The organism is Runella zeae DSM 19591, from assembly GCF_000423565.1.
In the GTDB taxonomy this organism is placed as follows: domain Bacteria; phylum Bacteroidota; class Bacteroidia; order Cytophagales; family Spirosomataceae; genus Runella; species Runella zeae.
This window is the reverse complement of the sequence record NZ_AUIF01000011.1, coordinates 203,312-217,574: the sequence shown is the minus strand read 5'-3', so window position 1 is coordinate 217,574 and position 14,263 is coordinate 203,312. Positions and strand designations below refer to the sequence as shown.

Genomic DNA, 14,263 nt, shown 5'->3' with positions numbered 1-14,263 from the left:
TAATGATTTTTACCCCTATTATGGTTTCGCCCTGATAGGGGTTTTTTATGGCATGAGATTTGCCAGTGCCTTCTAAAAAGACAGATAGTATGTTTAAAGCGATATATCTTGCTGGGTTGCTCATCATGACTTTGGTGGGGAGCACCAATGCACAAAAGGGCTTTCGGATAGAAGGGAAACTGCACAATGCGACTCCTATGAGGCTTATTTTAGCGCAGCATTTTGGTGGCGAATTGATGCCCATCGATACTGCAGTAGTAGGAGTGGACGGAAAAGTCACGTGGGAAGATTCCCAACCTTTACCAGCCGGGATGTGCCGTATAATAGGTATTGGAAGAGGACTTGATATAATAGCAGCCGATTCGCAACGGTTTTCTTTTGAAGCTGATATGAAAGATGTTATTAGTACGATTCGTTTTCAGAATTCTGCCGAAAATAACTTGTTTTTTGATTATCAGCGTCAAGTGAGAGTTCGCTATCAAAAAGCCTTGCTTTTTCGTCAGCAAAACAATATTAAAGATGACAATGATCCGCGTTGGAAAACTCGTTTTCAGGAATTGAATGAAGAAGTCAAGCAATATGTAGATTCCCTATATGCCCAAAAACCCTCGTCTTTTGTAGTACGTTATCTAAAAAGTTATCAGGAACCTAAGCAGCCGGTTTTGCCCGTAAAAAAACTGACCTCTAAAGATTCCTTATTTTTACAGTCATATAGTAGGGTTCATTATTTTGAAAATTCTTTTTTATCTGATGAAAGAATGGTTTATACACCTACTGTGCCCCTAAGAGTAAATCGCTTTTTGAAAAGCCTAGCTCAACTCCCCGCTTCCGACCTTATAGCTATCGCCGATAATATTCTTCTGCAAACTAAAGGGACAGTTGAGTTGAAGAAATATATTGTTGGAAAATTTGCCCACGAATCAGAATTAGCAACATCCCCTGCCCTAGACATGCTTTATGACCACATAGTCACCAACTATGTAGAGGCCGAGCCTAAGCTTTGGGATGCAAGTACGCTTCAAAAAGTCAAAGAAATAAAAGAGATAAAGGCTAGATTAAGCCTACATACTCCCTTTCCTGATTTGGTCTTAACAAATACTGTGGGCCAAGAAGTATCATTGAAAGACATACAAAGCCAATATACGGTTGTGTTTTTTTATGACCCAAGTTGTAGTCATTGTAGAGAGCAAACCCCAAAACTGACAGCCTTAGCCAAGCAATATGCTCAAAAGCTAAAAGTATTTGCTGTCAGTTTGGACTCTGACGAAAATGTATGGAAGAAATTTATCGCCGATTTTCAGACCGATATGTTTATCAATGTACGAGATGTGTCCAAAAAGATAGAATTTTACAAACTTGGTGTGTATAATTATCCTACCATTTATGTATTAGACCAAAATAAGAAAATGGTGGCTCGGTGGATAAATGCTTCACAGCTTGAGAGTTATTTGCTCAATTGATAAGCCGCAGTGAGTTGTAAAACCCCAAATTTTTGGAAAAATCGACTATCTCTCAACTGTGAGTCACCGGGTACATTATAGGCAATATACATATCACTAACTCCCTGAATACTGGCTAAATACCTCAATCCCAATTTTAATTTATTGGCTTTAAACCCTACTCCTCCTTGGTATCCTAAAGTGAAAGGACGATAAGGTGAAAAAGTAAGGGGAGAATTAGAATATTGAGAAAGAAATTCTTTGAGGTTTCCGTCATCAAATGCCTTGAATGAAAGCATGGGACCAGCACTGATTTCAAAACGATTTTTTTGATAACCAATTGACAAAGGAATGTCTATTTGACCATATTGAAGGTTGGTTAGATTACTGCTGCTTGAACTTTCTAGTTCGCCGCCTTTTACAGATAACAACAACTCTCCTTGTAAAAATACGTCTTCCAAAGTACGAACATAGCCTCCTACTGCATACCCAAATGTCATTTTGCCACTCGAACGAATCGTTTCGAGATTAGAGGAGCTAGAGGCCGTTCGGCGGGCCAAAAAATCTTCTCCTTTAAATTGAGAAAGCTGCAACCCCGCTTTTAGTCCCCATTCTACTCTTTGCGCATTGGCTGTAACGACGCAAAGACATAAAAAACATACAAATCTTATCTTCATAAATCAATTTTATAGTTTGCATTAACTAAAACGCAAATCTACGGAAGATGTTGCTTGAGTTATGGAGCCTTATTGTATTTTTGGAAGAATATAATTCGGTTATTAAAAAAACTAATAGAATGAAAAAATACATTTTAGGTGGTGCTCTTTTATTGGCTACTCCGTTGTTGACTTTGGCTCAAGTCTATGATATATGTGTATATGGAGGAACATCTGCGGGAGTAATAGCTGCTTACACCGCCAAAAAAGCTGGCAAATCGGTACTTCTGATAGAACCTAGCAAGCATTTGGGAGGACTTAGTGCTGGAGGTTTAGGACAAACAGACATAGGGAATAAATATGCCATTACGGGAATCGCTAGAGCGTTTTACCGAAAGATTGGACAGCATTATGGCAAGTTCGAACAATGGACTTTTGAGCCTCACGTGGCCGAAAACTTATTTAAAAGTTATGTAAAAGAGGCTGGAATTGTGGTCTGGTACGAACATCGTCTGCTGGCGGTCAACAAAAAACAGGGCGTGATTCAAGAAATCGCTGTGGAATCCTCTAATAAAGTAGGTACTAGAAAACTAGTAAAAGCTAAGATGTATATTGATTGTACTTACGAAGGAGATTTAATGGCCAAAGCGGGGGTTAGTTATATCGTAGGGCGAGAAGCCAATAGTCAGTATAATGAAACATGGAACGGTGTACAGCTCCTCGACAAACATCAATTCCCAGACGGAATTGATCCCTACAAGATTCCCAATGACCCCTCAAGTGGATTGCTTTGGGGGATTTCTACCGATGCTTTGGCTCCCAATGGAACGGGCGACAAACTCGTTCAAGCTTATAATTTTAGACTATGTCTTACCAACAACCCTAACAATCGCATTCCAATTACGCGTCCTGCTCGTTATGATTCAACAAAGTACGAATTATTGCTGAGGCAAATCGCTATTGAAAAGCCTACTCACATCAATTGGGGAGTAATGCATATTGCGGATATGCCTAATTCTAAAACCGACATTAACAACAAAGGGGGCTTATCGACAGATATGATTGGCGCTAATCATAACTATGCAGAAGCAGACTATGAGACTCGAAAAAAAATCATTCAAGACCATGAAGACTACACCAAGGGATTTCTATATTTTGTAGGGCATGACGCCCGTGTTCCTAATCACCTTCGGCAGCAAATGCTCGAATGGGGTTATCCTAAAGACGAATATTTAGACAACGACCATTTTAGTCATCAGTTGTACATAAGAGAAGCCCGTCGGTTGATTGGAGAATATGTAATGACCCAGCACAATTGCGAAGGCCGCGAAGTGGTGCAAGATGGTATTGGGCTTGCCGCTTATACAATGGACTCTCACAACTGTCAAAGGATATTGGTGAAAAACCCAAAGACCGCAAAACTAGAAGTAAAAAATGAAGGAGATGTGCAGGTAGGAGGCTTTCCCCCCTACCCGATTAGTTACCGTTCGTTAGTTCCCAAAAAAGCAGAATGCCAAAATTTACTGGTGCCAGTTTGCTTGTCAGCGAGCCATATTGCTTATGGTTCTATTCGAATGGAGCCTGTTTTTATGGCGTTGGCTCAAGCGTCGGCGGTAGCCGCCACAATGGGCATTGATAATAAAAAAGCAGTGCAAGAAATAAACATCTCTCAGTTGCAGCGTACTTTGCGTATCAATCCTCTCATGGATGGCAGCCAAGCGGAAATTTTGCTTGATAATGATGTAACTCCCCAAAATATCTCTACCCAAGGAAGTTGGCAGAAAATCACTACCGGAGGTAAATATGCAGCCTCACAACTGATAAATACCCCTAAAGCAAAAGACGTAGCCAGTGTACGTTTTACGCCTGATATTCCGCAAAAGGCTACCTATGACATATATCTCTACAATCCCAATCCCACCGGCGGTGGAGGAAATCCTGGGGCGGAAGCTGACCAAACCAAAGCTGCTAAAACGCTCATCAGAATAAAGGCTGGAAGTAAAGTAACAGAAGAAGAGATTATATCCCAAAATCAAATCAATGATTGGATAAAGTTAGGCTCTTTTGTGCTGGAGAGAGGGGCGGATAATTTTGTTGAAATTACCAATCTTAAAGCAGACGGAATCGTAGTGGCTGATGCTGTACTATTTGTTCCTCGCTAAAAAATAAAGGAGGCATTCAGATGCCTCCTTCCATTGCTCTATTACTATTTTGAATATTTATGGATTTACTATTTTTCCCATAAAAAGAACAGTATTAGAGCTTTTTTCATTTATAACAATAACAAAGGGACGGTCTGCATAATAAGTTTGTGGAACAGAAGTCAACTCTACCCCAATCGTAGTGACAGCCGCAGCTTCTGTACCTTTTTCATCTACGCCAACATAAGTGTTTTGCTTTACAAATCCTACTTTGAGATTGCCAGCTTTGTTGATTTTTGTTAAATCAGCATCATCCGAAAAAGCGGTAGGCATACCCATTTTTTTAAGGACTTCGTTGAGATAAACTTCGTATTCTAAAGTAAACCGAGGGAGGCCGATTTGTAGGTTATTTACCTCTTGTAATCCTTTCTGTAGGTCTGACCATTCGGTGGCTGAAAGCTTTGAGATAAGGCCATTGACATCTGTATTTTCGGTAGGTACCATCACTGTCATGGCATATTGACCATTACCGTAAGGAAGTTGGTAGGCAAAGTATCCATTACGATTGGCAAACGAAATTTTATCTTTCATCTGCATCATTTTGACATTCTTGGTTTGATTGCCACCCAACTGAAAAGGGTAATCTGACGTTTTTTGGGTATCAAAACTCGTTTTCCAATCTCCTTTAAAATAAAGAGCATTCATCAAAAACAATACCATTTGTGGTTCTATTTTGTCGAGTACTTTTTTGATTTTGCCGTTGGTTTTATCACTAGCCCAATTATTTAAGGGAGTGGCATCTGAGCCGCTAAAAGAAGAAGCTTGGGCTTGGAAAGATTGTTTTAGGATATTGATAAAATCAGTCTCAGGCTGAAACGAATCTCGATTCCAGACAGAGTTAGCCAAGCCTAGCGTTACTTTGGGATCTGCTTTTGGCAATCCTTCAATGAGTTTTTGATAAGTGGCGTTGGCGTCGGCCAATGATATACCGTTCAATTTTAAAGTTTGTTGAATTTCTTCCGCAGTTTTGCCATTCGCACCGTTGACAAGCATCCCCAATGCCATATGTAAACTCAAAGGAGATACAAAAACATTCTTTTCGGGTTTTTCGACCTCATTAAGTTTTTTGAAAAAATCAAAGGCAAAGTCATCCGTTCGGCTGGCAAAGTCACCAGAAATCGTTACTTCTACACCACTTGGGGCTGGGCCACCAGAGCTACAGCCTATTGCGGCCCAAAGCAGCAATAAAGTCGCTGCAATGACAAATAAGCTTTGGAAAAAAGAAGAGGTTTTCATGATAAATGCTGTTCTAGGAATAGTAGTCATAAGCTGTTTGATTTGGGTGAAAACTTAACCTATGACGTACTTTGTAAAATAACGGTTGGAACTAGAAAAAATTTTTTTAAATCTATGCAACCTTTGTGCCAATCACTTGCATCTACCTATTGAAACAGCCTAGTTATGGTAAAAATTTTACAACTGTTCACGAGCGAAGCCCAATTGGTCAGAGCCTTGCAAAAGGGAGATACCAAAGCCCAACGCCACTTGTATGAAAAATACTCGGCGAGGCTTTTGGCGGTTTGTGTCAGGTATATCAATGATAAAATGGAAGCGGAAGATGTGATGATAGAGGGGTTTATGAGAATTTTTGAAAAGATAGATCAATTTAAAAGTGAGGGGAGTTTTGAAGGATGGATGCGGCGCTTGATGACAAACGAAGCTCTGATGTATTTACGCACCAAACGCCACATAGAGATAGATATTGACGCTCCCGAAGCGCAGCAGCTTACTAACTATGATTGGGCGGATGCAAACCTAGAAGCGGATGATTTGATGGCAATCATCGGAAAACTTCCTACTGGATACCGTACCGTGTTTAATTTGTATGCCATAGAAGGGTTCTCTCATGCCGAAATCGCCGAGCAACTCGGAATCACTGAAAGTACATCAAAGTCTCAATTGCATAGAGCACGGGCTTTGTTGCAAGAAATGGTAAAAGAAGCAGAAAATCTAAGTCGAGCCACTACAGAGGTAGTAAATCGTCTAAAAAAATAAAAAAACATGAAAAAGCACCCTACAGACAAATTTTTTGCTGAAAAGCTAAAAGAGGTCGAAATTAAACCTCGTCCTGAGGCTTGGGATAAGCTTCAAATGCGTATGCAGACCAAACAGCGACGCGTTGGCGGATGGTGGCACCAAGGCCCTTGGCTGGCGGCTGCGGGTGTGTCGCTAGTGCTTGTGGCTGGCTGGGTTGTATGGAGTCTTAATCAATCGCCTGAATTGACGGTAGCTCATAAAGAGACAAAGAAGTCAATGCCACCACAAGAGCAGACGATACCTCAAGGTGAGGCTAACAAAATACCCTCTGCTACCGATAACGACGCTATCGCTGCTTTGGCCGAAACTCCTAAAAAGACAATAGACAAAGGAGTAGAAAAAAGAAAGATTAAGTCGGTCATTCCCCAGAAAGATTCTCAGCTATCTCAGCCTCGTGTCTTAGAATCTTCGGAGCTACAATCTTCCCAAGAAGTGGCGATCAATGAAAATAAAACACCTGAGCGCGGGAATGCCAACATCGCTCCTATCAAAATTGAACAACCTCAATCAATTGCCCAAAATAGCCCTACTACTCATCAACCAGTGACGAAAACAGTGGTATTACAGCTCCCAGAACTGAAAGAGTCTTTGGTGGCTTCGTCCCAAGTTGAATCAAATGTAGAAAAACAAAATTCTGATAGTGAAGATTTTGGTGACAATTTGTTGAGCAAACCTCGCAAATCTACCCGAATGGCAAAAGTATGGCAGCAGCTCAAAAATGCCAAAAATGGTGAGAAAGTAGATTGGGAAGAGGTTGGATTTAATCCAAACAAAGTACTAGCCAAAGCCACTGGAAAAAATGAAAATTAAACAATGAAAAAATACCATCATAATCAATTAAATACAGCCATGAAAAAGTTAATGCTTACCTTATTCTTTGCCATTTCGGCCTTTGTCGTACATGCCGAAAAATACACACAGCAGGGCGATTCGCTCATTGTACAGTTTGGGAACAATACGCGTCTTATTATTCAAGCTAAAGATAAAGACGGTATTTTGAGCCTACGCCAGTATGACCTTAACAAAATTGTGAGAGATATGGGTGCCGCTCTTGATTCTAGTGATAAAGAGACCTACATCTACATCAATGAACAAAACGGACGCAAATACCTCAAAGATACGGTGTTGGTAATAAGCCGGAAAGATGGCGAAGTAAAGATTACCATCAATGAACCTTCAACCAGCGTTTCTAAAGAGAAAGAAGAGAATAGCTCCAAAAATGATAACAACAATGACGATAATACTATAACCCGTAAAGTAACACGTCGTTATCGAAGTCCTCGTAATGGGTTTGATGTATTAGTGGGGCTTAACACTTATGGGCAAAACAACCCTCTGGGCTATCAATCGGCGGACTATGACCTACAACCTTGGGGTTCGCGCTTTGTGAGTTTGAGTTGGGTGAGAGGTGCTGCCATAAGCCGAGGAAAAGACGCGTCGTTGGGGTTGGACTTGGGAATAGATGTCTCGTGGTACAACTTTATGTTTGATGGCAATAATACCGTCCGCAAAGACATGCAAACGGTAGCCTTTCCCGCTTTGACTAACGACGTATATAAAACAAAACTAACGGCTGCCTACATCAATTTATCTTTGATGCCTACCCTTGCCATTCACCGTGGTATCATCTCCTATCTCAGTTTTGGCGTCTACGGTGGTTATCGTATTTCTAGCTACACCAAAGTGCAAGAAGCTAGAAAAGGGCGCTCTGAAAGAAGTCATTCAAACTATCACCTCAATGATTTTAGATATGGATTAGGTGCCGAGCTAGGCATTAGACACTTCCCGGATCTTTTTATGCAATATGATTTAGGTGAATTATATCAAACCAACAAAGGGCCAGCGGTTCGTGTTTTGAGCTTTGGTATTCGTTTATAATCCTTAAAATTAGTGAGTTAGACAGTAATAGAATCGTTCTTTACTTTTTGGCTCACTAATTTTTTTATTATTCTTGAATATTTTTTTCTGTAAAAATTTGAATTATAAACAAAAGCTTGTACATTTGCGACTCCAAAATCTGAACAGATAAGGTTTTGGGCGTTTTTTGAAAAATACAATGGGGGTGTACCAGAGTGGCCAAATGGGGCAGACTGTAAATCTGCTGGTTTATACCTTCGGTGGTTCGAATCCATCCGCCCCCACTTTTAGTAAAAGTTTGCAGTTTAGAGTAAGCATATAGTTTGACTATTGACTGACAAATAACAACTAAAATGCGGGAGTAGCTCATTTGGTAGAGCGGTAGCCTTCCAAGCTTCAGGTGGCGGGTTCGAGCCCCGTCTCCCGCTCTCTTTCAAGTTAATTGTTACTTGTTGATGGTTATTTAGAAAACATTTTTTTAAAACTAATAACTATTAACTGTTAGCAATTAACTTTTTTGTTGAAAAGCCGTTATAGCTCAGTGGTAGAGCACTTCCTTGGTAAGGAAGAGGTCCGGGGTTCAAATCCCCGTAACGGCTCTGGATGTGCAAGTTTTTCTCTGTAATTCCATAATAAATAAAAAACCAATTTTTAGTTAATAAAGCAATGGCAAAAGAACAATTCGACCGGTCAAAACCCCACGTAAACGTAGGTACTATCGGTCACGTTGACCACGGTAAAACGACATTGACTGCTGCTATCACAAAGGTACTCGCAGAAAAAGGTTTGGCAGAAAAGAAAGATTTCTCTCAAATTGATAACGCACCTGAAGAAAAAGAGCGCGGTATTACTATTAACACGGCTCACGTAGAATATCAAACTACTAACCGTCACTATGCTCACGTAGACTGTCCTGGTCACGCTGACTACGTTAAAAACATGGTAACAGGTGCTGCCCAAATGGACGGTGCTATCCTTGTTGTAGCTGCTACGGATGGTCCTATGCCTCAAACTCGCGAGCACATCCTTTTGGCTCGTCAGGTAGGTGTACCTCAATTGGTGGTTTTCATGAACAAAGTAGACATGGTAGACGACCCAGAGTTGTTGGAGCTTGTTGAAATGGAAATTCGTGAATTGTTGTCTTTCTATGAATTTGACGGTGATAATATCCCAGTAATTCAAGGTTCGGCTCTTGGTGGTTTGAACGGCGATGCTAAATGGGTAAAAACTATCGAAGAATTGATGGACGCTGTTGATAGCTGGATTCCTACTCCTGCTCGTGATACAGACAAGCCATTCTTGATGCCTGTTGAAGACGTATTCACTATCACTGGTCGTGGTACTGTAGCAACTGGTCGTATCGAGCGTGGTATCATCAACTCAGGTGAGCCTGTTGAAATCCTTGGTATGGGTGCTGAAAACCTCAAATCTACCGTAACTGGGGTTGAGATGTTCCGCAAAATCCTTGACCGTGGTGAAGCAGGTGACAACGTTGGTTTGTTGCTCCGTGGTATTGAAAAATCAGATATCCGTCGTGGTATGGTTATTTGTAAGCCAGGTTCAGTAAAACCACACGCTAAATTTAAAGCTGAGGTTTATATCTTGTCAAAAGAAGAAGGTGGTCGTCACACTCCATTCTTTAACAACTACCGTCCTCAGTTCTATTTCCGTACTACTGACGTGACAGGTATTATCACATTGCCTGCAGGTGTGGAAATGGTTATGCCTGGTGATAACTTGACTATCGAAGTTGATCTAATCAACCAAATCGCAATGGAAAAAGGTCTTCGTTTCGCGATTCGTGAAGGTGGCCGTACCGTTGGTGCTGGTCAGGTTACTGAAATTCTTGACTAATTTGTATATATTCATATACTAAAAAAGGGCACTCCTAGGAGTGCCCTTTTTATTTTATGAATAAACCGTTTATTTTGGAGCGTTTTTCCTCGTACAATGCAAAATTTCGGAGTCAGATTCATCACTGTCATTTTTGGGATATGTTTTAGCCTCATAGCATTGGCTCAAACCAACTCAGTAATCTATCTTGATGAAGATACGAAAAAGATAAATATTTGGGGAAATGACAACATTCAATATTTAGAAGATACTACCCAACAGCTCCAGCTCAAAGATATACTGCTAGACACTACCTTGGCTTTCCAAAGTTCGGCAAGTCATTCCCCTAATTTTGGTTTTGTAGAAAGTTTGTTCTGGATTAAGTTTAAAGTTTGCAAAAAAACAAACCAATCCGTCAGTTGGGTTTTGCATAATAGCTACCCTATGGTAGATGAGCTCAGAGTTTATTTATTGAATGAGACTTCGGGAGTCGTGACACGGAAGACATTGAAGGAAACCTTCCCCGGATATCAGCGAAACATAAACGTTCATCAATGCGCTTTTCCTTTAGACCTCATACCTGGTCAAGTATACACAGTATATATTCACTTCTATAGCGCAGATGCTAAAAAACTTCAATTTGAAATTTTAGAAACCCATCTTTTTTACGAATCTTATTTTGATGAACTCTGGTTTTGGAGTGGGCATTTGGGATTTGTAATCTGTATGATTATAGTACAACTAATTTTTTTGTTGGTTACTAAAGAGCGAAATTTTCTATTATATGTACTATTCTTAACAGGCTACTTGATGGTTGCTGTAGTAGGAGGCTATGGAATCATTGACTCTCTGCTGTGGGAACACAACGATTGGATAAAAAGATATAGTATCATAATCGCTGTGGCACTAAGTTGTGTATTGGGTGCGCTGTTTTATGCACACGCCCTGCGCCTAAGGGCTTTAGCTCCGCTTCTTTATAGATTATTGATGTTGGATGGGGTTTTATCTATTGTATTAAGTTTTTGGATTGTTATAAAACCTGACTTAATGAGCCCCAACGTTTACTCTTGTGCTCTCATTGTCATCTTTTTTTGTTTAGTATCTATCGCATGTATTGTAAGTTATAAAAGAGGAAATCACTCGGCGATTTATTACCTATTTGGTACACTTGCCTACTTTATAGGTATAATGGTCATATTGCTGTGGACCTTGAGCTATCTATCGCCTAATGTATTTGTGGCTAATGCTATGCACATAGGCAGTATGCTCGAAATGATGTTTTTTACTTGGGCTTTGGCGGATGATTACCGTCGTACGCGAGAAGAGAAAGTTCAAACTCAGGAGGAGTTAATTTTTACCCTAAAGTCTCAAAACAAAGAAATTTCTGAAGCATTATTGCGCGGGCAAACCTTGGAGCGAAAAAGAGTTGCCGCCGACTTACATGATTCACTCGGTGGAACCCTCTCTGCTATGCGTTGGACACTCTCTTCTTTTAATCCTGAAGGATTGACACCGCAAGAAAGACAAGTATATGAGGGACTAGTCGAAATGACCAAAGATGCCCATCAGAGAGTCAGATTTTTGAGCCACAATTTGGTGCCGGAAGATTTAGAAAAAGATGGACTAGGGCTGAGTTTACAAAAACTAGTTGACAAGCTAAACCGCAACAATAGAACTACCTTTTATCTAGACATTAGTCTTGAAGAAAGATTAAATCATAAAACGGAGTTTGAGTTTTATAGTATATGTCTAGAATTAATAAACAATGTAATCAAACATGCAAATGCCACCGAAGCTCGAATAAAGCTTCAAAGACGCGGTGGCTATGTTCATCTTGAAATATTTGATAATGGGAAAGGAATCAATCCGCACACTACCCAAGGGAAAGGAATGCAAAATATTCAAGATAGGATTTCTTCGCTCAAAGGGACATGGCAGATAGAATCAAATACAAGAGGCACTTTTGTGTCGGCTCAGGTACCCGTCAGTTGACTCTTCATTTTATATAGTAATAAATTCCATTTGACATGAGCAAAAAATATAATGCTGCCCTTATTTTTATATTTATTACTCTATTGATTGACGTCATAGGGATTGGAATTATTTTGCCGGTTGTTCCTCGACTTATTCAAGATTTGACAGGCGAAGGAATCTCAAATGCTGCTTTGTACGGAGGGTGGCTCATGTTTGTTTATTCTATCATGCAGTTTATTTTTTCGCCTATTTTAGGGGGATTAAGTGATCAGTATGGGCGTCGTCCTATCTTGTTAGGTTCTTTGTTGGGTTTTGGATTAGACTATCTTTTTTGTGCATTTTCGACTAATATAGGATGGCTATTTTTGGCTCGTATAATTGCAGGAATTTTTGGGGCTAGTTTTACTACTGCGGGAGCCTATATCGCAGATGTAAGTGCTCCAGAAAAACGAGCTCAAAATTTTGGACTTATTGGAGCTGCCTTTGGCTTAGGCTTTATACTAGGGCCAATGATAGGAGGGTTGTTAGGTCAATATGGCCCCCATGTTCCTTTTTTTGTATCGGCAGGATTGAGTTTACTTAATTGTGTTTATGGTTATTTTGTATTGCCAGAATCTTTGTCAAGAGAAAATAGACGCCCCTTTGATTGGAAGCGAGCCAATCCGGTGGGAGCCTTGCGCCATTTGAAAAAATACCCCATTATTTTTGGTTTAGTTATTCCACTTGTACTTATTTATATAGCTGGCTATGCTACTCAAAGTACCTGGACTTATTTTACTATGAAAAAATTTGGCTGGGACGAAAAATGGGTAGGATATTCATTGGCTTTTATTGGGTTGATGGCGGCTATTGTGCAAGGGGGACTGACGCGCGTTATTATACCTAAATTAGGGAATAAAGCCTCCATCTACTGGGGATTAGGAGGTTATTCTATTAGTTTTATTTTGTATGCTTTTGCTACAGAGAGCTGGATGATGTTTGTCATTACGATTTTGGCCTCTTTTGGAGGAATTGCAACCCCTGCTTTGCAGGCAATCATGTCTAACCAGGTTCCTCCTAATGAGCAAGGAGAGCTAAGAGGAGCGCTTACAAGTCTTATGAGTTTGACGGCCATCGGGGGTCCTCTTTTGATGACTTCCTTATTTGCGTATTTCACTTCCTCTAATGCTCCCTTTGTATTTTCGGGTGCTCCATTTATGATGGGCGGTATTTTGACGGTTATTAGTTGGGTCTTGATAAAACAAATTTTAAGTTCTGAATGAAAATATTCTCAAACTCTTGCAGTTAATAAAATTGTTTTATACTTTTGCAGTCCGATTTTAGAAGGTAACCTTTACACGGGCATAGTTTAAAGGTAGAACTACGGTCTCCAAAACCGTCGGTCTGGGTTCGAGTCCTGGTGCCCGTGCTATTTTTTTTGCGCAAAATGAACTCATTCGTAGACTTTGTAAAAGCCTCTTGGGACGAAGTAAGACACAACGTTACTTGGCCCAAACTCAATGACCTTCAATCAAGTACAACACTTGTGTTAGTAGGCTCGCTAATTTTTGCAGCTGTAGTCGGTCTAATAGACTTCGTTTTTGAAAACGCACTTAGTTTTCTTTATCAGTCATTCTAGGGCATTGGTCCTGAGTAATCCAAAAGTTGAGCAGATATGAGCAACCTGAATTGGTACGTGATCCGGGCCGTGTCTGGACAAGAGAAGAAGATTAAGTCCTATCTCGAAAATGAAATAACAAGACAAGGGCTTCAAGAATCTATTCCAGAAATATTAATTCCAACGGAGAAAATCGTAGAAATGCGAAATGGGAAGAAGCGCATTCGCGAGAAGAACTTTTTTCCAGGCTATATTATTATTTCGGCAGATTTGGCCCGAGGTGAGGCTTATCACTTAATTACAACTATGCCGGGTGTGCTAGGCTTCTTAGGAAATACAAGTGGTAATTCAAAAATCCCTGTTCCTTTAAGACAATCAGAAATCAACCGTATTTTAGGTAAGGTTGAAGATGCGGTTGAAGAAGTTGAGACACCAAAAGTAAGCTTTATGAAAGGTGAAAGCGTCAAAATTATTGACGGACCTTTCAGTGGTTTTATGGGTACTGTAGAAGAAATATTCGATGACAAGAAGAAGCTCAATGTCGTCGTGAAAATATTCGGGCGAAGCACGCCCGTGGAGCTGAGTTACGCACAAGTCGAAAAAGAAAGCTGATTTATCAGAATGTTGCCGGGAGTACGAGACAAAATGCTTCCGTTTTGTCTGTCAGCC

12 protein-coding genes and 4 tRNA genes are annotated in these 14,263 nt (G+C 40.3%); 14 read left to right on the top strand and 2 right to left on the bottom strand.

What is annotated here, in order from left to right; all coding sequences use genetic code 11:
• Positions 1-89: 89 nt before the first annotated feature.
• Entirely contained in the window at positions 90-1,460 is a 1,371-nt protein-coding gene (locus G563_RS0104450; RefSeq protein WP_084650759.1) for a redoxin domain-containing protein, read from the top strand.
• Here G563_RS0104450 and G563_RS0104445 read toward each other — a convergent pair.
• The gene (locus G563_RS0104445) at positions 1,445-2,116 is read right to left on the bottom strand and encodes a porin family protein (RefSeq protein WP_028664245.1); all 672 of its coding nucleotides are present in this window, start codon (positions 2,114-2,116) and stop codon (positions 1,445-1,447) included. The genes G563_RS0104450 and G563_RS0104445 overlap by 16 nt on opposite strands.
• A 119-nt stretch (positions 2,117-2,235) precedes the next feature.
• Between G563_RS0104445 and G563_RS0104440 the strand changes: the two genes are divergently transcribed.
• The gene (locus G563_RS0104440) at positions 2,236-4,257 is read left to right on the top strand and encodes an FAD-dependent oxidoreductase (RefSeq protein WP_028664244.1); all 2,022 of its coding nucleotides are present in this window, start codon (positions 2,236-2,238) and stop codon (positions 4,255-4,257) included.
• Between the two features lie 57 nt (positions 4,258-4,314).
• Here the strand turns inward: G563_RS0104440 and G563_RS0104435 are convergent, their stop codons facing one another.
• Positions 4,315-5,562 (bottom strand): serpin family protein, encoded by a 1,248-nt coding sequence (locus G563_RS0104435; RefSeq protein WP_084650758.1) that lies wholly within the window; start codon positions 5,560-5,562, stop codon positions 4,315-4,317.
• Positions 5,563-5,697: 135 nt separating this feature from the next.
• On the opposite strand from G563_RS0104435, the gene G563_RS0104430 reads away from it, so the two are divergent.
• The 12 genes from G563_RS0104430 (at position 5,698) to nusG (ending at position 14,206) form a co-directional block, all read left to right on the top strand.
• On the top strand, positions 5,698-6,291 hold the full coding sequence (locus tag G563_RS0104430; RefSeq protein ID WP_028664242.1) for an RNA polymerase sigma factor: 594 nt from the start codon (positions 5,698-5,700) through the stop codon (positions 6,289-6,291).
• Between the two features lie 6 nt (positions 6,292-6,297).
• Positions 6,298-7,143, top strand: coding sequence for a hypothetical protein (locus G563_RS0104425; protein WP_028664241.1), 846 nt, complete (start codon positions 6,298-6,300; stop codon positions 7,141-7,143).
• 39 nt (positions 7,144-7,182) lie between these two features.
• Positions 7,183-8,211 (top strand): outer membrane beta-barrel protein, encoded by a 1,029-nt coding sequence (locus G563_RS0104420; protein WP_028664240.1) that lies wholly within the window; start codon positions 7,183-7,185, stop codon positions 8,209-8,211.
• A gap of 180 nt (positions 8,212-8,391) precedes the next feature.
• Positions 8,392-8,474, top strand: a tRNA-Tyr gene (locus G563_RS0104415).
• A 71-nt stretch (positions 8,475-8,545) separates the two neighbouring features.
• Positions 8,546-8,618, top strand: a tRNA-Gly gene (locus G563_RS0104410).
• Positions 8,619-8,717: 99 nt separating this feature from the next.
• Positions 8,718-8,789, top strand: a tRNA-Thr gene (locus G563_RS0104405).
• 67 nt (positions 8,790-8,856) lie between these two features.
• Entirely contained in the window at positions 8,857-10,044 is a 1,188-nt protein-coding gene (gene tuf, locus G563_RS0104400) for an elongation factor Tu (protein WP_028664239.1), read from the top strand.
• Positions 10,045-10,140: 96 nt separating this feature from the next.
• Positions 10,141-12,015 carry a sensor histidine kinase gene (locus G563_RS36720; protein ID WP_028664238.1) on the top strand — a complete coding sequence of 625 codons (1,875 nt, stop codon included), beginning with the start codon at positions 10,141-10,143 and terminating at the stop codon, positions 12,013-12,015.
• Positions 12,016-12,050: 35 nt separating this feature from the next.
• Positions 12,051-13,259: a TCR/Tet family MFS transporter gene (locus tag G563_RS0104390; protein ID WP_028664237.1), complete on the top strand. Its 1,209-nt coding sequence runs from the start codon at positions 12,051-12,053 to the stop codon at positions 13,257-13,259.
• Between the two features lie 75 nt (positions 13,260-13,334).
• Positions 13,335-13,405 (top strand) — tRNA-Trp (locus tag G563_RS0104385).
• Positions 13,406-13,423: 18 nt separating this feature from the next.
• Positions 13,424-13,615: a preprotein translocase subunit SecE gene (secE, locus tag G563_RS0104380; protein WP_028664236.1), complete on the top strand. Its 192-nt coding sequence runs from the start codon at positions 13,424-13,426 to the stop codon at positions 13,613-13,615.
• Between the two features lie 36 nt (positions 13,616-13,651).
• Positions 13,652-14,206, top strand: coding sequence for a transcription termination/antitermination protein NusG (gene nusG, locus G563_RS0104375; RefSeq protein ID WP_028664235.1), 555 nt, complete (start codon positions 13,652-13,654; stop codon positions 14,204-14,206).
• Positions 14,207-14,263 lie beyond the last annotated feature (57 nt).

What these genes read in the sequence shown, in the direction of transcription:
- G563_RS0104440 (WP_028664244.1), top strand. Translation starts at nt 2,236, where the DNA reads ATGAAAAAATACATTTTAGGTGGTGCTCTTTTATTGGCTACTCCGTTG.
- G563_RS0104445 (WP_028664245.1), bottom strand. Translation starts at nt 2,116, where the DNA reads ATGAAGATAAGATTTGTATGTTTTTTATGTCTTTGCGTCGTTACAGCC.
- G563_RS0104430 (WP_028664242.1), top strand. Translation starts at nt 5,698, where the DNA reads ATGGTAAAAATTTTACAACTGTTCACGAGCGAAGCCCAATTGGTCAGA.
- G563_RS0104390 (WP_028664237.1), top strand. Translation starts at nt 12,051, where the DNA reads ATGAGCAAAAAATATAATGCTGCCCTTATTTTTATATTTATTACTCTA.
- G563_RS0104420 (WP_028664240.1), top strand. Translation starts at nt 7,183, where the DNA reads ATGAAAAAGTTAATGCTTACCTTATTCTTTGCCATTTCGGCCTTTGTC.
- G563_RS0104450 (WP_084650759.1), top strand. Translation starts at nt 90, where the DNA reads ATGTTTAAAGCGATATATCTTGCTGGGTTGCTCATCATGACTTTGGTG.
- secE (WP_028664236.1), top strand. Translation starts at nt 13,424, where the DNA reads ATGAACTCATTCGTAGACTTTGTAAAAGCCTCTTGGGACGAAGTAAGA.
- G563_RS36720 (WP_028664238.1), top strand. Translation starts at nt 10,141, where the DNA reads ATGCAAAATTTCGGAGTCAGATTCATCACTGTCATTTTTGGGATATGT.
- tuf (WP_028664239.1), top strand. Translation starts at nt 8,857, where the DNA reads ATGGCAAAAGAACAATTCGACCGGTCAAAACCCCACGTAAACGTAGGT.
- G563_RS0104425 (WP_028664241.1), top strand. Translation starts at nt 6,298, where the DNA reads ATGAAAAAGCACCCTACAGACAAATTTTTTGCTGAAAAGCTAAAAGAG.
- nusG (WP_028664235.1), top strand. Translation starts at nt 13,652, where the DNA reads ATGAGCAACCTGAATTGGTACGTGATCCGGGCCGTGTCTGGACAAGAG.
- G563_RS0104435 (WP_084650758.1), bottom strand. Translation starts at nt 5,562, where the DNA reads ATGACTACTATTCCTAGAACAGCATTTATCATGAAAACCTCTTCTTTT.